This is a genomic window from Serratia sp. CY33525, from assembly GCF_052169115.1.
In the GTDB taxonomy this organism is placed as follows: Bacteria; Pseudomonadota; Gammaproteobacteria; order Enterobacterales; family Enterobacteriaceae; genus Serratia; species Serratia sarumanii.
This window is the reverse complement of the sequence record NZ_JBJNLK010000005.1, coordinates 272393-289097: the sequence shown is the minus strand read 5'-3', so window position 1 is coordinate 289097 and position 16705 is coordinate 272393. Positions and strand designations below refer to the sequence as shown.

Genomic DNA, 16705 nt, shown 5'->3' with positions numbered 1-16705 from the left:
AAGCCGCGCTCATCGGGCAAGCGCGATCAATCCCACCAGATATCGAACAGATCGCTGACCTTAACGTCGCTCAGTTTGCGCGCTTCCAGCCAGTTTTTCACCAGCTCGCGATGCTCGTCGGTGCAGTGGCCGATCTTCTGCAGGCAGATCAGACCTTCCCACTGCAGGTAGCCGCTGCCGTCAAACGCCAGGCCGTTCGGCTCGATCACTTCATCGATGAAGGTATCCAGCGTGCTGTCGATGTCTTCCACCGACGTGCCTTCGGCGAAGCGCCAGGCTACGGAGAAACCCAGCTCCTGAAATTCTTCAATGTGCAACTTTTTACGTAAACGACGACTGCGGTTCTTAGCCATTATTCTTTCCTCTCAAACATCAAGTCCCAAACGCCATGTCCCAGGCGCTGGCCGCGTAATTCAAATTTCGTCAGTGGGCGCGAATCCGGACGCGGCACGTAATCATTATCGCTGGAAAGATTACGGTAGCCTGCGACCCCGTTCATAACCTCTAACATATGTTCCGCATAAGGTTGCCAATCGGTGGCCATGTGGAAGACGCCGCCGGTCTTCAGCTTGCGCAGCACCAGTTCGACAAACGGCGTTTGCACGATGCGGCGCTTGTTGTGACGCGCCTTGTGCCACGGATCGGGGAAGAACAGCTGCACCATGTCCAGCGAGCCGTCCGGGATCATGTTTTCCAGCACCTCAACCGCGTCGTGGCACATCACGCGCAGGTTACTCAGCTTCGCCTCATGGGCGTCGGCCAGGCAGGCGCCCACGCCCGGCGAGTGCACCTCAATCCCTAAAAAGTTCTGCTGCGGGTTGTTGCCCGCCATGGTCACCAGCGAGGCGCCCATGCCAAAACCGATCTCCAGCACCGTCGGCGCGTCGCGGCCGAACAGCGCGGCGAGATCGACAGCGTCAGCCTGATACTCCACGCCCATCACCGGCCAATAGTTCTCCAGCGCGTGCTGCTGGCCTTTGGTCAGCCGCCCCTGGCGGCGGACAAAACTGCGGATACGGCGCATCGCGCGGCCGTTCTCATCAAATTCCGGGGAGATGACGTCATTAATCATAGTGCTTTCTGTCTGTTTGGCTGCCAATTAGGGAAACGCGCATTATGCAAAGATACATTGGTTTAGCAAGTGTTCATCTTCTGTACCCGCCGTGCGGCGTCGGAAAGTTCCGGTTTACAGCACCATGACTCTATGCTGCAATCTCGCTTCATTTTCTGCCGGATAACGACGCTGCTCATGATGCAAGCACAACAATTCGCACAGGTGGTGCTTGACTGGTATCAGCGCTACGGCCGCAAGACCCTGCCGTGGCAGCTGGAGAAAACCGCCTATCAAGTATGGCTCTCCGAGGTGATGTTGCAACAGACCCAGGTTGCCACCGTCATTCCTTATTTTCAGCGCTTTATGGCCCGTTTTCCCAACGTGCGCGCGCTGGCGGAGGCCCCGCTGGACGAAGTGCTGCATCTGTGGACCGGCCTCGGCTATTACGCCCGCGCCCGCAACCTGCACAAGGCGGCACAAACCATTGTCGCACAGCACGGCGGCGAGTTCCCGACAACCTTCGCAGAAATCGCCGATTTACCGGGCGTCGGCCGCTCTACCGCCGGCGCGGTGCTGTCGTTGGCGCTGGGCCAACACTATCCGATCCTCGACGGCAACGTGAAGCGCGTGCTGGCCCGCTGCTACGCGGTGGAGGGCTGGCCGGGCAAGAAAGAGGTCGAAAACCGGCTGTGGAAAATCAGCGAAGAGGTCACCCCGGCGCAGGGCGTCGGCCAGTTCAACCAGGCGATGATGGATCTGGGCGCCATGGTCTGCACCCGCTCCAAGCCCAAGTGTGAACTCTGCCCGCTCAACGTCGGCTGCCTGTCTTACGCCAATCACAGCTGGGCCAACTACCCCGGCAAAAAACCCAAACAGACCCTGCCGGAAAAAACCGCCTACTTCTTATTGCTGCAGCACGGCGAGCGCGTGTGGCTGGAACAGCGCCCGGCGGTGGGGCTGTGGGGCGGTCTGTTCTGCTTCCCGCAGTTCAGCGCGCGCGTCGATTTGGAACTCTGGCTGCAGCAGCGCGGTCTGAAAGGCAAGCGCCTGGAACAGCTGACCGCGTTTCGCCACACGTTCAGCCATTTCCACCTCGATATCGTGCCGATGTGGCTGCCGCTCGACGCGGCGGGCAGCGGCATGGATGAGGGCGCGGGTCTCTGGTATAACTTAGCGCAGCCGCCGTCGGTCGGGCTGGCGGCGCCGGTAGACCGTTTGTTGCAACAGCTGGCGAAGCAGCCCCCGATCCAACAAAACTTATATGGCGATAGCGCCATCGATGAGGAATTAGCATGAGCCGCACCATTTTTTGTACTTTCCTGCAGCGCGACGCCGAAGGCCAGGACTTCCAGCTTTATCCCGGCGACGTCGGCAAGCGCATCTACAACGAGATCTCCAAGGAAGCCTGGGGCGAGTGGATGAAGAAGCAGACCATGCTGATCAACGAGAAGAAGCTGAACATGATGAACGTGGACGACCGCAAGCTGCTGGAAGAGGAAATGATCAAGTTCCTGTTCGAAGGGCACGACGTGCACATCGAAGGCTATACGCCGCCGAGCGAATAACGCTGTTGGGGCCAGGCGCTGGCCCGCTTCAATCCTCTTATACTTCTTCCAAACGGCTTTAAGATGAAGAAAATTTTAGCTTTGCTCGTAATAGCGCCTTTGCTGATCTCCTGTTCCGGCAAAAAAAGTGAAGAAATCAACGAAGCCTGGATTAAAGATACCAACGGCTTCGACATTCTGATGGGCCAATTCGCCCACAACATCGAGAACATCTGGGGTCTGAACGAAGTTCTGATCGCCGGGCCGAAAGACTACGTCAAATATACCGACCAATACCAAACCCGCAGCCACATCAACTTCGACACCGGCGCCATTACCATCGAGACCATCGCCACCACCGATCCGGCCGCGCACCTGCGCCAGGCGATCATCAGCACGCTGCTGATGGGTGACGATCCGGGGTCCATCGATCTCTATTCCGACGCCAACGATATCCAGATCAGCAAAGAACCGTTCCTGTACGGTCAGGTGCTGGATAACAAGGGCGCGCCGATCCGCTGGGAATGGCGCGCGGCGCACTTCGCCGATTACCTGCTGCAGACCAAGCTGCAAAAACGCACCTCCGGCCTGCACGTGATCTACTCGGTCACCATCCAGCTGGTGCCGAACCACCTGGACAAACGTGCGCACAAATATCTGCCGATGGTGCGCAAGGCGTCGGAAAAATACGGCGTGGACGAATCGCTGATCCTGGCTATCATGCAGACCGAATCGAGCTTCAACCCGTATGCGGTGAGCGGTTCGGACGCGCTGGGCCTGATGCAGGTGATGCAGCACACCGCCGGCAAGGATGTGTTCCAGATGCGCGGCAAGTGGGGCACCCCGAGCCGCAGCTACCTGTTCGATCCGGAGAACAACATCGACACCGGCACCGCCTACCTGGCGATCCTGCAGAACAACTACCTGGGCGGCATTCAGAACCCGACCTCGCGCCGCTATGCGGTGATCACCGCCTACAACGGCGGCGCCGGCAGCGTGCTGCGGGTGTTCTCCAGCGACAGAACGCGCGCGGTGGGCATCATCAACGCCATGCAGCCGGGCGACGTGTATCAGACGCTGACCACCAAGCACCCGGCCGCCGAGTCGCGCCGCTATCTGGTGAAAGTGAATACCGCGCAGAAGAGCTACCGCAGGAAGTAACGCGTTCCGCGTGGATAAATGAGAAGGGCCGGTGCGAACCGGCCCTTTTTCTATGGCTTGATCATATAGCCGAAGATGCGCTTCCAGCCGTGATCTTTTTTCTCGATGTAGACCCCCTGCAGCTCCGGCGAGAAGCCCGGCAGGCGGTTGATGCCCTCTTCCAGCGCCAGGAAGTAACGCTGCACCGCGCCGCCCCACACTTCGCCCGGCACCACGCACAGCACGCCCGGCGGGTACGGCAAGGCCCCTTCCGCCGCGATGCGCCCTTCCGCCTGGCCGATCGGCACCAGCTCGACGTTATCGCGGATAAACTCCACGTTGGCGTCCTGCGGGTTCATCACCACCGGCGGGAAATGATCCTGGCGAAACATCTCCTTTTGCAGCTGTTTGACGTCGAAGCTGACGTACAGATCGTGCATCTCCTGACACAGCCGGCGAATGCTGTAACCGCGGTAGCGCTGCTCGTTCTTGCGGTACACCGTCGGCAGCACCACGCTCAGCGGCGCGTCCTCTGCAACATAGCGTTCGAACTGTGCCAGCATCTCCACCAGCTGTTCCATCTTGGCCGGGTTCTCCGCCGGGGTCAGCAGGAACAGGATCGAGTTGAGATCGCACTTCTCCGGCACGATGCCGTTCTCGCGCAGGAAGTTGGCCAGAATGGTGGCCGGCACGCCGAACTCGGTGTATTGGCCGGTCGCGGCGTCAATCCCTGGCGTGGTCAGCAGCAGCTTGCACGGATCGACCAAATACTGATCCTGGGCATAGCCTTCGAAGCCGTGCCACGTCTCCCCCGGCACGAAGGTGAAGAAGCGCGCGTCGTTGGCGATAAGGTCAGTATCGTGATCCTGCCAGTCTTTGCCCGCCACCTGCTGCGGAATAAACGGCTTCAGCTGCGAGCAGCGCTTGAGCAGCTGTTTGCGCGTCTCGATGCCCAGCTTGACACAGTCCATCCACATGCGGCGCCCGGCGGGGCCGGCGTGCATCTTGGCGTTGACGTCCAGCGCGGCGAACAGCGGATAGAACGGGCTGGTCGACGCATGCAGCATGAACGCGTTGTTCAGGTGCTTGTGGTTGCAGTGGCGCTTTTGCCCTTTGATATGATCGTCTTTCTTGTGGATCTGCGAGGTCTGCGAGAACCCCGCCTGCTGTTTATGCACCGACTGGGTGACGAAAATGCCCGGGTCGTGTTCGTCCAGCTCCAGCAGCAGCGGCGAGCACTCTTTCAGCATCGGAATAAAGCCTTCGTAACCCACCCAGGCGGAGTCGAACAGGATGTAGTCGCACAGATGGCCGATGGTGTCGATCACCTGGCGAGCGTTGTAAATCGTGCCGTCGTAGGTGCCGAGCTGAATGATCGCCAGCCGGAACGGCCGCGCCGCCGCCGCCTTCTCCGGCGCCACTTCGCGGATCTGCTCGCGCAGGTAGCGCTCGTCGAAGCAGCGCGCGTCGATGCCGCCGATAAAGCCGAACGGGTTGCGGGCGGTTTCCAGATAGACCGGCGTGGCGCCGGCCTGGATCAGCGCGCCGTGGTGGTTGGATTTGTGGTTGTTGCGATCGAACAGCACCAGATCGCCACGGGTCAGCAGCGCGTTGGTCACCACCTTGTTGGCCGCCGAGGTACCATTGAGCACGAAATAGGTTTTATCGGCGTTGAACACCCGCGCCGCGTGCTTTTGCGCATCCTTGGCCGATCCTTCGTGGATCAGCAGATCGCCCAGCTTGACGTCGGCGTTGCACATGTCGGAACGGAACAGGGTTTCACCGTAGAAATCGAAGAACTGCCGGCCGGCCGGGTGCTTGCGGAAGAACTCGCCGCCCTGGTGCCCTGGGCAGGCGAAGGTCGAATTTTCCATCTCGACGTAGGTCTTCAGCGTTTTGAAAAAAGGCGGCAGCAGCGCCTGCTCGTAGGCGTCGGCGGCGGCCTCCAGCTGCGCCATGTAGAACGGCTTGCTGGCGCCGGCCAGCAGCGCGAAGACCCCACTGACGAACGGCAGATAGTCCGGCGAGAGATGCTCGTCCCCTTCCACCGCCACGAAGGTCGGGATGTCGAACCCCGTCGCCTGCAAGCGCGCCAGAATGCCGGCGTTCACGTCGGCGACCGACACCACCACCGCCGCCACGTCGGTGTAGTCCGTCTGCTCTACGCGCACGATCTGACGCAGCGTCTCAATGGTGGCGACCAGGCTGGCGCTGGTCGCGATTTTCAATTCTTTCATCATGCTGACTCTCAAACGGTGAAGGATGAGGGTGTGCCACCGGCACGGTAATGAGATAACGCGGTTATCCCGGTAAAAGCGATACCCGGGCACGGCAGCATAAGCGGCGTGCGTGACCGGCTCATGATCGGCGATCATCAGGCGGCTATCGGGAAAACTGGTCTTGGCAGCGTCCGACAGGCATCAGTAAAATCAGGGCCGCAGCGCTGGCTTTACGCATGCCTAACAGCGAGCATCAGGCGGCCTTACCGCATGGCCGGCAGGCGTATTCGGGCGGATGGCGTACGGAGGAAACAACGGCGGAACGGTGGCGGCGTCAGGTGTCTGGTGCGCAGCAGCGCTTGAGCAACAAAACCAGTCATGCCAATAACCCTCTGGCTTATAAGAAGCGTGAACACCGTCAGGGAACGGAGAGTGCTAAAATTTGCGCAATGATTGCATGATTCGTTGCGGGGTTCAAGCAAGAATCGCCTTGATTGAACGCTCGTTGATTAAATCATAATGCATTGTTATTTAATTAAAAAATAAGAACCCACGCTCGGGTCATCGGTATAAATACACGTTTTATATGCATATTTATTGAAAGGCGATATCCCCCCGCCCCCCATCCCGCCGGGTTCGCTGCCTGAAAATAGAGCAACCGATCGGCTTTGTGACAGAAAGCGATTGACGCCATCCGGCCAATACGGTTTAATGCGCCCCGTTGCCCGGATAGCTCAGTCGGTAGAGCAGGGGATTGAAAATCCCCGTGTCCTTGGTTCGATTCCGAGTCCGGGCACCATATTCAGAAGAACCCGCCTATGGCGGGTTTTTCGCTTTCTGAGGTACGGACTCTCCATCGAACTGCGTTCGATTATTCGGCCAAAGACCTCACCCTGCGGGCCAGCGCTAAAGCGCTGTTCAACGCGGCGCCAGCGCCGGTTGTCCGAGTCCGGGCACCATATTCAGAAGAACCCGCCTATGGCGGGTTTTTCGCTTTCTGGGGTACGGACTCTTCATCGAACTGCGTTCGATTATTCGGCCTGAAGGCCTCACCCTGCGGGCCAGCGCTAAAGCGCTGTTCAACGCGGTGCCAGCGCCGGTTGTCCGAGTCCGGTCGCCCTATTCAGAAGAACCCGCCTATGGCGGGTTTTTCGCTTTCTGGGGTACGGACTCTCCATCGAACTGCGTTCGATTATTCGGCCTGAAGGCCTCACCCTGCGGGCCAGCGCTAAAGCGCTGTTCAACGCGGCGCCAGCGCCGGTTGTCCGAGTCCGGTCGCCCTATTCAGAAGAACCCGCCTATGGCGGGTTTTTCGCTTTCTGGAGTACGGACTCTCCCTCTAACTGCGTTCGATTATTTGTCAGGTACGCCATGCGTTAAGCGATAGTGATCGGGGTCGGTTACAGCCAGGCAATCATCAATGGCAGAAAGGTTGTTGTGAGGCGGAAAACACTCTGGTTAGCCTATTCTGTTGGTTAATCAGCAAGTGGCCGCCGGCGAGGAAATGCCTTTCCAGGTGTGAATGAGCAATACCCCGGCGCTTCTTACCGATACCCAAGATGAATAAGCCGGCTTCGTCGTTTATTAAAATTTAACGCGTTGTCTCCTACCATAAAATTTTATGACGGCTAATAATCAGCCGTTTTTTCCTGACTAATTTAAGATGCATATAAAAAGACAACAGACTAAATAAAAATAGTATTGCTACAGAAAGCAAAAAAAACACTTAAGTTCCTTTTGTTAGAAAAAGAAAGCTCTAAAACTGATAAAATAGTAAGCCATCATTTTCAAAAAAAAGATTAGTCATCTTGCGATATTAACCAATACATAAATTCTCGTTGGCGATTCAGCATCAGTTTTTTCATCACCGACCGTTTATGGCTATGTACCGTTTTTACACTGACGCCGATCTCCCTGGCCGTCTGCGATTGATCCATCCCTCTTCGAAGGTGGCTGATCACCTGACATTCGCGATACGTAAACGGATGGGACACCAATGGACGTATCACCCCATGACAATTAGCAAAAAGATTCGTCAGCAACGCGCTGAGCGCCTCTCTTCCCCAAGTGCGCAACAGCACAAGCGATCGGTCTTCATGGATGCCGGACTTTCGCTCCTTGATCGCCACAATATGCGACGCGGCGCCATAACGCCATAAAACTCGCCAATACTGGATACGCAGCGCCGATGAAACAAAAACGATATCGGGATGTTCTTCATCATCTGAGGTTAGAAAGCGCACGCGTTTCGCGTACTCCTGCGCATATTCCTCAATAATTAGCCGCAGGCCAACGGCAAAATAGCCGTTCTCATCATCAATAAGAACTTTTATTGGGCTCATTCTCTCCCCTTTTAAATCTCATACGCTTTTATATAAAAGATGAGTATCCAAAACCTCTATTAATATAAAAGCAGCCCCTTCCCTAAGAGAGAAATCAAGGCACGCTGAACACTAACGTTGCAGAACCGGAAAATGGCCCCGTATTTATCTCATTAAAAGGAACGTTCTTTTTTATCGGTACGAAGGTCAACGTGTCACTTCCCATACCGTTCACAATTTTTGAATTAAACATTTCATTAGGTTTAACAACCTTTCCTTTGTACAGCATGGCAATGCCAATGTTCGAATTTGAAGTTTGAATTGCCTCAGAGGAAAATCCACTTGTATTGCCGACTAAACGAACCGCGATATCCTGACTGGCATTAGAGCCTTCGCAATAATAATCGAGATTCTGATTCTGCTTAATCACTGCACTGTCCACGCTAGTGGTAAAGTTGTCTTGACTAATCGGCCCAAAATCGACATTTATCTGTTTGGCTTTATTGATGGTGCAGCTAGTCGTAGCAAAGTAGGCGTCATTATCAGCAACCACATCCCATATATAGGGGCCACACAGGGGGCAGCCCGGCTGATTGTTACTTTGTTCCATATAAAACCGCACTAATACATCACCTTTCTGTATAAAAACATCCTGCGAAGGGTTCTTACCCACCTTAATATATAATCCAATGGGAACCTGGTAATACGGAGACCATCGTCCGCCGCCCATAGCAAGCACCGGTTTATCTAAATCAAGCCGATTTCCTGGTATATCATAATAACTAGACGCTAATTTCACACCAACAGTAAAAGGGGATAACTCAGGCTTTACAACAAGCACTGTTTTCAGCCTCATTTCATCCCACCAATCCTCACTCCAGCTCTCATTTTTACAGGAAATTTGACTGAGACTGGATAGCTCATTTTTCCCATTAACCAAGTTCGGGCCAATTTTGACTCTGATCGGAACTGGCGTATTGGAACCACCCTCAGGAATCACTCCACCATCACTGGTTTTACAGGTGAAGGCTTGCGCCTCACTTACCAATAAAAAGAGCAGCGCACTCAATAATACATAAGGGGAATAAGTTTTACACATGAAGTCATTTCTCAGCAATTATTCACAATAAGTAAAATAAAACCGACTGCCTTTTACGGTCTCTAAAAATAATCAGCCAACAACGTCGCCGTAACGCTGAATTCGCCCGATGGCAATTCTGCCCCTGCTCTTTTAACCGGCACCGCCTGCAACATGGGCGGGCTGTCAATTGCAATATCGATGCGCTTATTTAATTCAAGCGGTTGACCATTCTGCAATATACGGAGCGCCAAATCCGGAATGTTGGTTTGCAGAGCCGCCGTATCAAAGCCGCTGACTGGCCCGAAAAGCGTCAATCCCAACGCCATCCCGCCACCGCCCTGCTCACAGGTAATGCGGTAGTTGATCAATTGCAGGTAATTCTTACCATCCACTTTACTCACCCCTACCCGATCGCCAAAATCAACTTCAACGGTTTGCCCATTGTTGATCGTGCAAGGCGGTGGGGCATTCAGCGTGCCGTAAAAGACCATATCCGCGGTGGCTGCAGCCTGAGCCGCGCCGGTTTGCATCAATGCCAAGAGAGCCAACGCGCTCAGGCGTTTCGCTCTTATCGCTTTCCAATACGGACACATCGCTGGGCTCCTTGAAGAAAATATGTTTTGCGCCTCAATCCGGTCGCTACTGATAATCCACCAGCATGGTCGCCGTAGCGTAAAACGAGCCGCCGGACAGCTTCGCATCGTGACGTTTAACCGGCACAGCCTGTAGCAACGGCGTCTCGGGATAAATAAACTTAAACCAGCTATTAGGTGGCACAGGTTTGCCGTTGACGCGTAGCTCAACAGCCAAGTCAGGCATCGTGGTCGTTCGCAACGCATACTGGTTGAAATCAGAGACATCGCCCTGCAGCTGCATGCGAAGCGCATTCGGGCTGTTATTATGACACTCCAGCGTATAATCCAACGATTTCAGGTAATTACTGCCATCGATACGAGTAGTGACTAGATCGTTGCCAAAATGAGTGACTATTGTCCGTTTACCGTTAATTGAGCAAGGCATCGGCGCAGTCACGGTGCCGCTGAAAGAGATAGCGGTATCCGCCCAAGAGGCGCCGGCGGGTATAACCGACAATGCCAAAAACAGCCATGCCGCCACCCGGAGTTTTCCTCTCACACTTGCCATTTATTTCGCTCCGTCAGTCATAATTCAGCCTGAAATCTATCGTTGCGGCATAAGCACCGGCCCTTAATGGCGCCGGGGTTCGTTCCGGCGCCACCTTATACGTAAGTACATTGTTCCCCTGCTCAAGCAATAGCGGGGCGCCGCGTTCACCCAATCGGGCATCACGCCCCGCGGCATCCGTTACCCGCAGCCCGATGCCTGAAACGCCCACCAATTTGACCAACTGCGGATTATCCGCATCCGCAGGAGCACTGAAACCGATAGTGACCGCCGGTTGATAAGGCGCCCAGCTCAAAGATCCGGTGCGTTCATCTCTGGTGCCGGCGCCTACGCTGCGTAGGCAATCGCGTAACCTCAAGGAAAATGCCACCGGTTCACCACGATCCCCCGCCCGCCGCAACTGCGCGGTGCCGATATCGCCCAAACGTATGTCTTGCCTGGCACTGTCCATCTCCAGCCGACAGGCGCTTTCCGTCAAAACCCCTCTCACATGCAGCACGCCGTCGGCGCCGTAGGTATCGAGCTCGTTTGCCGCTTGCGCTGCAGGCATGAGCCACAGCGTTGTCATAATAATGAGTGGCACCATCAGCGCCAGCCCGCCCAATACGGCGTAATAGCAGAGTTCGTAAGCAACATATGAATATGAGCGATGCACTCTCGCTTTTTCCCTTGTCATATCATCCCCTCCTGAGTAACTGTCGCAGCCCGCCTTCACTCATATTCCAGACCGAAAGTGGTGACGGCTGAGAATGCGCCAAGACTGATTTTCTTTTGCGCTATCGCCTCCCCCTCCGCCTGGATGTAAACCTGCAGTTGCAAACTGTTGGTGCCGTTAACCAGCGCATAGCCTTGGCCTGGCTTGTTCAATACGACGGGTTTCCCCTCCGCCGTCGCTATCCCTAAGGCGATGCCGCTGGCCTGGCTGCCGCCATCCAAAGCCAGCAGGCCGGGCAAGGCGGCGCTTTCAGTACCGCTAAACGTGAGCTTTACCGTTTTTCCCACGCTGACGTCGCAATCCTGTAAGGTCAGGCTAAACGGCTTTGCCGGCGTGCGACTGTGCATGTAGAGGTATTTGTCAATAACCGGATCCAGCTCCAATTGAATATCTTCATCGCCCATTCGCAACGTACATGGCTCCGTAACCAACGCTCCATGCAATAACATGTTGTCCGTCGTAGCTACTGAACAATACGAACTCATGCTCGCGCTCAGGGCGAGCGTCAGGCGCAATAACAGGCTTTTCATCTGCCCCCCTAGGCTTTGAACACTGGTACTGACGTCAACCAATCGCCATCTCGTCATTAAGACGATTTTTTCTCCGGCGCCACCGAACAAGTCCCGCCGCGACAGTTAAACGCCAATTGCGGACGGCCGCCGTAGTCGTTGATGTAGGTCAGCACCGGGCTACCGCCTACGCTGGAGGCGCTCACCGTCAACGGTATCTGCCCCTTCGGCGGCACCATAAACGGTTCAAAATTATGTGGGCTGGCCACACCTTTGCCCCTGGCCGCATCGACGATAGTGACGTAATACGGCGTCGGGTTATTGACGATGTACTTGTCGCCCTGTTTGGTCAGCGTCAGCTGCTCCTGCCACGGCGCGGCATTGCGTTCCGGCGCGATCGCCGCCGGGCGGTAGAACAGCTTGATGCGCGTCTGCAGCGCAATCTGCAGCGAGTTCGGCTTGTTGCTCTTCGGCGGGATCTCGCGCAAGTTGAAGTAGTACAGCGTCTCCCTGTCCTGCGGCAGCATCTTCGCCGCCGGCAACGCCTGGATCTTCACCTGGCTCGGCTTGCCCGGCTCGATGCGCTGCACCGGCGGCAGCACCGTCAGTGGGCTCTGGATCTTGTTGCCCTGCTCGTCTTCCAGCCAGCCCTGCGCCAGGTACGGCAGCTGCTTGTTCTGGTTGCTGACGCTCAGGCTCACCGACTGCACGCTGCCATCAAACACCACCCGGGTGCGATCCAGCGCGATGGCGGCATTCGCCGCAGGGGTCAAAGCCCCCGCCAGCAGCGAAGTGGTAGCCAGCAGGCCGATAACGTGACGTTTGCTCATCATAAAAACTCCTAAATTCAGTGTTCGTTACCGCCGTCGCCCGCGCTCAGCGCCCGGCACGGCAGCAGTAAATTGGTGGTCAACATCTCCGCCGGCAGCGGCGTTGGCATCTGCACCTCGCACTGCCCCGCCCCGCCCCAGCGCACCGTCATGCGCTCGCCGGCGTTGATGCCGCTCAGGTAAACGCTGCCGCCGTCGTTGACGATGCCGGTCTCCTGCTTGCGGGCGTTCAGCACCGTGGCGCCGAACGGCGGTTCGCTGCCGTCCGCCAGCCTGATCACCGCCATCGCCTTCTCCCCGGCGATCACCGCGAACTTGCGGTAACCAATAGCCCCTTCCGTCAGCGTCGCCTGCACCACCGATTTGGTGGCCTCGGCGTTATCCCCCAGCTTGTCGAGATCGATGCTGGCCTTGTTGCGGTAGTAACTGTTGACGTCCGTCACTACCGCCTTACCCCAGCGATTGGTCGCCGCGGCGCTGCCATAGCCGCGCACCGGCACCCCGCTCACGCCTTCGGTATCCAGCAGCAGCCGGGTGCTGCCCGGTATGTTGCTGCGGTGCAACGCACCGCCTTCGGCGGTCAGCGTCATGCCCCCCTGTGCCGACAGGCCGATCGCGCTGTACCTGTCCTGCTGATAGCTGGCGTTGGCGCTAACGCGCGCCATATCGCTATCGCGGGTGTAATAGCCGCTCAAATTCGCGCCGCTGCGCGAGCCGCCGGCGCTGAGCTGGTAGTTGCTGCGCTCGTCGAGGCGATCGTAATAGCTCACCCGATGGGTGTTGTCGCTGCGGTTAAGCGTGGCGTTATAGCTGACGCTGGCGCCATTACCCCACGGCACCGACAGCGACAAATAGGCGCCGTCGTCGTTACGCTCGTTGTAGCGGTTGCGGTAAGCCGTTAGCGACAAACTCAGGCTTCTGAACCGGCCAATATCGAAATAACGCGACATCGTCAGGTTGTAACGATCGTTAGCCGGCCGATCCCAATAGGTCTGGTGGTTATAGTTCAAGTACGCGCTCAGCCCCAGCTCGCGCAGTTGCTGGCTATAGCTGATGGTGTACATCTCCTTGCTGTTGCCGAACCGTCGCCCGAACTGACGAGCGTCCAGAAACTCACTCATGCTCATAAAGCTCTGCTCCGAGAAACGGTAGCCGGCGAAAGTGACCTGGCTGTCCAGCTCGTCGAAACTCTTCGAGTAACTGAGCCGGTATGATCCGCCGCTCAGCGTCTCGCGGTCGTAGGGCAATCTGGCGCGCGACTGGGTGATATCGAATGACATCGCGCCCAATAGCATCAGATCGCGGCCGATGCCCAGCGCCGCAGCATTGTAATCCCCGCCCAGCAGTGCACCGCCGTACAGCGACCAACCGTTGCTCACCCCCCAGGAAAACTCGCCGGTGCCGAACAGCGGCCCTCGATAACGGTGATTCATATCGGAGGGTTTGCCCAAAGCCAGCTTATAGCGCACTGACCCGGGACGAGTCAGATACGGGATGTTGGCGGTGTTCATCGTGAACTCTTGTACGCTGCCATCCTGTTCTTCCACCCGCACATTCAATTCACCAGACACCGCATCATCAATATCCTGAATGCGGAACGGCCCCGCCGCTACCGTGGTTTCGTACAGTACCCGTCCTTGCTGACTGATGATTACCTTGGCGTTGCTTTTCGCCACGCCCACCACCTCCGGCGCATAGCCGCGCAGGTTGGGCGGCAACATACTGTCGTCGGAACGCAGGCTCACGCCGCCGAAGCGGAAACTGTCGAACAGCCCGGAATCGAGATAATCTTCACCGGCGGTCAATTTCGAACGCAGCGCTGACAAAGCCCGATAAGCGTAGTAACGGCTCCATTCCAACCGTTTTTCCGCGCCCTGCCCGGCCCCGCTTTGGTGGCTGATGCTCGCTTGCCAGTCGGCCCGTAGCCGCCAGGCCCCCATGTTGGCGCCCGCCGTGCCGTTGCCGCTGGCATTGTATGACCGCGTACCGCCCTTTAACTGACGTTGCGCCTGCGCATTAAGGTTGTAATCGAGCAGCACTCCCGGTATGCCTTCGTCCCAGCGGGATGGCGGCTCCCAATCCTCCGAGATATAGTCCAGATAAGCCTGTGGGATGCTGAGATACAGCGACGACGACGCCAGATCGCCTCGCACCTCCATGCCCTTCAGGCTGGTTTCATTCAGACACTCTCCCTGGTGCCACCAGGTCAGTTCCTTCTGCATCGCCTCTTTCAGCCCCAACTGTGCCACCAGCGCCCGGTTTACACAGGCGCGGCTACCGTTGGGATCGTCCTCAGGGACATAAAAAGGCACCTGTTGCTCAGGAAGATCGCTTTTATTGACATGCACCGTCATGCCGTAAGTCCCCGGCATAATGTAACCGCCGCGCGTAAACTGGCTCAGATCGATGTTTTTGCGATCGTTTATATCCAATACGTCGGTATTGAATTGGATTTCCTCCACGGCTCCAGCATTGGTCACCAGGCTGCCCAATGCCAGCGCTATCCAGACGCTCAGAATGGGTAAACGAAACGGCTTTCCTGCAGACAAAAACATCATATTCAAACCCTTTACTATAAACGTCCCTGAAATAGCCGGCCGACTCAGTAATAATCCATTTTGAATCTCACCGAAGTAAAATACTCACCCGATCTAAATGGCTGCCTGTTAGTCATCAACTTCATGACATAATCCAATCGACCATTTTTAAATGAATTATTACTTAGCGGCAGAGGTATTCCCGGCCTGACGATATTGCCATCCACATCGCTGATAGCCAGTGCCACACCCGACGCCTTCCCCCCCACGCCAAACATCTGCCCGTCAACATTGCCGTCAAAAGTTATCTGAAACTGTCTCCATTCAGATATTGAGTTACTCCCCAGCGCTGAAATACAATTCACCAGATGGATACTGAAGGGGGTTTCTTTTCCTTGGCCGCCCGGATAAATATCCGAAAATGACGTAACATCCAGATCAAAAACTTGTTCACGGCTCTCTGTAGCAATGGCGCAAGCAGCATCATTAATGGCGCCCTGCATGTTTATCCGCCCCTGAAAAAGAGGGGAAGATATAGCTGTTCCCTCAACGCTTAGCACTCCCAAAAACAGGAGAACTCTTTTCACACCTGTTAAACCAAGTTTCATTACCATTCCCTTTTGAAATAACGTTTATTTATAAATGGCATGCGAGTTCCCCCGCATGCCGATAATCACGCGTATTTCACCGGGTAATAGATTACTGATATGCCAGAGTGAAATCGGCTACGGCTTGGAATTCCCCAGGAACGATGACCGAATCAGAAGCCGAGCTGCCCTGCAGATAAGCAGCAAAGCTCAGTTTGTTACGGCCATTTTGCAGTTCAATCGCATTGGAAGCTTTGCCCAGTTCGATCAGGTTCTTGTTAGCATCGGTAATAGCAATACCCGCGCCTTTCGCCTCACCGGTAATAGCCAGCAGTTTTTTGTCGGTTTCCGAAGCGGTACCGTTGAACGTCAGCGTAACGGTGTTATTTTTCCCTGGCGCTTCCGTTTTCAGATCGCAGCCTTCCAGCTGAATATGAAAATCGCGCGGGGTCGATGCCTTGCTACCGTTTTTCAGCGCCACGTTGGAGATGGCACCCAGCTCAACGGTCTGATCCAGAGACTCAGGTGCAATGGAGCATGGCGCATCGATAATGGAACCGCTGAAGGTCACAGTGCCACTGCCCTGATTAGCAGCATGAGCCAGAGAAGAAACACCAAACGCCATAACGGCAGCCAGCATGATTTTATTCAGTTTCATATAACCAATTATCCTTAATCGTATTAATACATAAGGTATTTTCTTAACAATGAGTAATGTGTATCAACGGCCTGGCCTGATGCTTTAAAAAACCAAGCTGCCTTTTCACGCGGCTATTACTGATGTAGTGGATAACCATGGTTAATAGGTCAGCCACATACTATTCAAGGAATAAACCAATTACTCTCCTGTTTTTCCCAACCGATGAAATCCTCCATCGCCGGGGTGAAGCCACTTTAGCGCTCTAGCCTCAATCTTGAAATATTATTTCATCAAACACGACAAATACGATATTAAAAACCAAATAATGCCATTAAATTACACATAGAATCTAAAAATGACATCTTTTAGTTCAATAATTAGATCT

16 protein-coding genes and 1 tRNA gene are annotated in these 16705 nt (G+C 55.5%); 4 read left to right on the top strand and 13 right to left on the bottom strand.

What is annotated here, in order from left to right; translation table 11 throughout:
* Positions 1-26 precede the first annotated feature (26 nt).
* A complete protein-coding gene (locus ACJ8IM_RS15280; RefSeq protein WP_025304256.1) occupies positions 27-353 on the bottom strand; it encodes a YggL family protein in 327 nt (108 codons plus the stop codon).
* The gene (gene trmB / locus ACJ8IM_RS15275) at positions 353-1072 is read right to left on the bottom strand and encodes a tRNA (guanosine(46)-N7)-methyltransferase TrmB (RefSeq protein ID WP_033654659.1); all 720 of its coding nucleotides are present in this window, start codon (positions 1070-1072) and stop codon (positions 353-355) included. The genes ACJ8IM_RS15280 and trmB overlap by 1 nt, the downstream gene beginning before the upstream one ends.
* Before the next feature lie 177 nt (positions 1073-1249).
* Here trmB and mutY point away from each other — a divergent pair, with 177 nt between their 5' ends.
* From mutY to mltC, 3 genes are all read left to right on the top strand, one after another.
* Entirely contained in the window at positions 1250-2350 is a 1101-nt protein-coding gene (gene mutY, locus ACJ8IM_RS15270; RefSeq protein ID WP_230116459.1) for an A/G-specific adenine glycosylase, read from the top strand.
* A complete protein-coding gene (locus ACJ8IM_RS15265) occupies positions 2347-2619 on the top strand; it encodes an oxidative damage protection protein (RefSeq protein ID WP_004937404.1) in 273 nt (90 codons plus the stop codon). The genes mutY and ACJ8IM_RS15265 overlap by 4 nt, the downstream gene beginning before the upstream one ends.
* A gap of 63 nt (positions 2620-2682) precedes the next feature.
* Positions 2683-3759, top strand: coding sequence for a membrane-bound lytic murein transglycosylase MltC (mltC, locus tag ACJ8IM_RS15260; protein ID WP_033649581.1), 1077 nt, complete (start codon positions 2683-2685; stop codon positions 3757-3759).
* A gap of 50 nt (positions 3760-3809) precedes the next feature.
* On the opposite strand, the gene speF is transcribed toward mltC, so the two are convergent.
* Positions 3810-5975 carry an ornithine decarboxylase SpeF gene (gene speF, locus ACJ8IM_RS15255; RefSeq protein WP_101455849.1) on the bottom strand — a complete coding sequence of 722 codons (2166 nt, stop codon included), beginning with the start codon at positions 5973-5975 and terminating at the stop codon, positions 3810-3812.
* A gap of 705 nt (positions 5976-6680) precedes the next feature.
* On the opposite strand from speF, the gene ACJ8IM_RS15250 reads away from it, so the two are divergent.
* A tRNA-Phe gene (locus ACJ8IM_RS15250) sits at positions 6681-6756 on the top strand.
* Positions 6757-7756: 1000 nt separating this feature from the next.
* Here the strand turns inward: ACJ8IM_RS15250 and ACJ8IM_RS15245 are convergent.
* The 10 genes from ACJ8IM_RS15245 to ACJ8IM_RS15200 all read right to left on the bottom strand — a co-directional run bounded on the left by ACJ8IM_RS15245 (position 7757) and on the right by ACJ8IM_RS15200 (position 16338).
* On the bottom strand, positions 7757-8299 hold the full coding sequence (locus ACJ8IM_RS15245) for a helix-turn-helix transcriptional regulator (protein ID WP_033655237.1): 543 nt from the start codon (positions 8297-8299) through the stop codon (positions 7757-7759).
* A 94-nt stretch (positions 8300-8393) separates the two neighbouring features.
* Complete coding sequence (locus ACJ8IM_RS15240) at positions 8394-9377, bottom strand: fimbrial protein (protein WP_072008455.1); 984 nt, start codon at positions 9375-9377, stop codon at positions 8394-8396.
* A gap of 62 nt (positions 9378-9439) precedes the next feature.
* Positions 9440-9952, bottom strand: coding sequence for a fimbrial protein (locus ACJ8IM_RS15235; protein ID WP_033655236.1), 513 nt, complete (start codon positions 9950-9952; stop codon positions 9440-9442).
* 46 nt (positions 9953-9998) lie between these two features.
* Positions 9999-10502, bottom strand: a complete 504-nt coding sequence (locus ACJ8IM_RS15230; protein WP_051917661.1) for a fimbrial protein — start codon at positions 10500-10502, stop codon at positions 9999-10001.
* 13 nt (positions 10503-10515) lie between these two features.
* Complete coding sequence (locus ACJ8IM_RS15225) at positions 10516-11178, bottom strand: fimbrial protein (protein WP_033655235.1); 663 nt, start codon at positions 11176-11178, stop codon at positions 10516-10518.
* Between the two features lie 35 nt (positions 11179-11213).
* Entirely contained in the window at positions 11214-11747 is a 534-nt protein-coding gene (locus ACJ8IM_RS15220) for a fimbrial protein (RefSeq protein ID WP_077791485.1), read from the bottom strand.
* 56 nt (positions 11748-11803) lie between these two features.
* Complete coding sequence (locus ACJ8IM_RS15215) at positions 11804-12559, bottom strand: fimbria/pilus periplasmic chaperone (RefSeq protein WP_094966295.1); 756 nt, start codon at positions 12557-12559, stop codon at positions 11804-11806.
* 14 nt (positions 12560-12573) lie between these two features.
* The gene (locus ACJ8IM_RS15210) at positions 12574-15114 is read right to left on the bottom strand and encodes an outer membrane usher protein (RefSeq protein ID WP_033655234.1); all 2541 of its coding nucleotides are present in this window, start codon (positions 15112-15114) and stop codon (positions 12574-12576) included.
* Between the two features lie 44 nt (positions 15115-15158).
* Positions 15159-15701, bottom strand: coding sequence for a fimbrial protein (locus ACJ8IM_RS15205; RefSeq protein WP_229601735.1), 543 nt, complete (start codon positions 15699-15701; stop codon positions 15159-15161).
* A gap of 91 nt (positions 15702-15792) precedes the next feature.
* Positions 15793-16338, bottom strand: coding sequence for a fimbrial protein (locus ACJ8IM_RS15200; protein WP_033655232.1), 546 nt, complete (start codon positions 16336-16338; stop codon positions 15793-15795).
* Positions 16339-16705 lie beyond the last annotated feature (367 nt).

What these genes read in the sequence shown, in the direction of transcription:
- ACJ8IM_RS15280 (WP_025304256.1), bottom strand. Translation starts at nt 353, where the DNA reads ATGGCTAAGAACCGCAGTCGTCGTTTACGTAAAAAGTTGCACATTGAA.
- trmB (WP_033654659.1), bottom strand. Translation starts at nt 1,072, where the DNA reads ATGATTAATGACGTCATCTCCCCGGAATTTGATGAGAACGGCCGCGCG.
- mutY (WP_230116459.1), top strand. Translation starts at nt 1,250, where the DNA reads ATGATGCAAGCACAACAATTCGCACAGGTGGTGCTTGACTGGTATCAG.
- ACJ8IM_RS15265 (WP_004937404.1), top strand. Translation starts at nt 2,347, where the DNA reads ATGAGCCGCACCATTTTTTGTACTTTCCTGCAGCGCGACGCCGAAGGC.
- mltC (WP_033649581.1), top strand. Translation starts at nt 2,683, where the DNA reads ATGAAGAAAATTTTAGCTTTGCTCGTAATAGCGCCTTTGCTGATCTCC.
- speF (WP_101455849.1), bottom strand. Translation starts at nt 5,975, where the DNA reads ATGAAAGAATTGAAAATCGCGACCAGCGCCAGCCTGGTCGCCACCATT.
- ACJ8IM_RS15245 (WP_033655237.1), bottom strand. Translation starts at nt 8,299, where the DNA reads ATGAGCCCAATAAAAGTTCTTATTGATGATGAGAACGGCTATTTTGCC.
- ACJ8IM_RS15240 (WP_072008455.1), bottom strand. Translation starts at nt 9,377, where the DNA reads ATGTGTAAAACTTATTCCCCTTATGTATTATTGAGTGCGCTGCTCTTT.
- ACJ8IM_RS15235 (WP_033655236.1), bottom strand. Translation starts at nt 9,952, where the DNA reads ATGTGTCCGTATTGGAAAGCGATAAGAGCGAAACGCCTGAGCGCGTTG.
- ACJ8IM_RS15230 (WP_051917661.1), bottom strand. Translation starts at nt 10,502, where the DNA reads ATGGCAAGTGTGAGAGGAAAACTCCGGGTGGCGGCATGGCTGTTTTTG.
- ACJ8IM_RS15225 (WP_033655235.1), bottom strand. Translation starts at nt 11,178, where the DNA reads ATGACAAGGGAAAAAGCGAGAGTGCATCGCTCATATTCATATGTTGCT.
- ACJ8IM_RS15220 (WP_077791485.1), bottom strand. Translation starts at nt 11,747, where the DNA reads ATGAAAAGCCTGTTATTGCGCCTGACGCTCGCCCTGAGCGCGAGCATG.
- ACJ8IM_RS15215 (WP_094966295.1), bottom strand. Translation starts at nt 12,559, where the DNA reads ATGATGAGCAAACGTCACGTTATCGGCCTGCTGGCTACCACTTCGCTG.
- ACJ8IM_RS15210 (WP_033655234.1), bottom strand. Translation starts at nt 15,114, where the DNA reads ATGATGTTTTTGTCTGCAGGAAAGCCGTTTCGTTTACCCATTCTGAGC.
- ACJ8IM_RS15205 (WP_229601735.1), bottom strand. Translation starts at nt 15,701, where the DNA reads ATGAAACTTGGTTTAACAGGTGTGAAAAGAGTTCTCCTGTTTTTGGGA.
- ACJ8IM_RS15200 (WP_033655232.1), bottom strand. Translation starts at nt 16,338, where the DNA reads ATGAAACTGAATAAAATCATGCTGGCTGCCGTTATGGCGTTTGGTGTT.